Raw genomic sequence first — 527 nt, 5'->3', positions numbered from 1 at the left:
CACCCAGCCGATCTTTCCCATGCTCCCGGGCACCCCGCAACGGGCCAGCCACGACTATGTGCGCAACGGCACCTCCAGTCTGTACGCGGCGTTGGACATCGCGTCGGGAAAAGTGATCGGTTCGCTTCACTCACGGCATCGGGCAACAGAATTCATCGGGTTTCTCCGCAAGATCGACGCCGAGGTGCCCGACGAGCTCGACGTCCACCTGGTCATGGACAACGCCTCTACCCACAAGACGCCCGCGGTCAAACGATGGCTGACCTCGCACCCACGATTCGTTGTCCACTTCACCCCGACGAGCTCATCCTGGATGAACCTCGTCGAACGCTGGTTCGCCGAACTGACCACCAAGAAGCTCCAACGCTCCACCCACCGCACCGTGAGAGCGCTCAACGCCGACATCAGAGCATGGATCGAGACCTGGAACGACAACCCCCGCCCCTACGTGTGGGTCAAGACCGCTGACCAGATCCTCGACTCCATCGCCCACTACTGCACACGAATTAATGACTCAGAACACTAGC

1 protein-coding gene is annotated in these 527 nt (G+C 60.7%); it reads left to right on the top strand.

All coding sequences use genetic code 11. The features are described from left to right. Nucleotides 1-526 (top strand): IS630 family transposase (locus tag B1818_RS23855; RefSeq protein ID WP_004020948.1); only part of this gene is annotated, 526 nt, incomplete at its 5' end. Nucleotide 527 lies beyond the last annotated feature (1 nt).

Source organism: Gordonia sp. IITR100 (genome assembly GCF_002009645.1).
In the GTDB taxonomy this organism is placed as follows: Bacteria; Actinomycetota; Actinomycetes; order Mycobacteriales; family Mycobacteriaceae; genus Gordonia; species Gordonia hongkongensis.
Note: the sequence above shows the minus strand (reverse complement) of the source record. Positions and strands in the feature narration are given on the sequence as shown.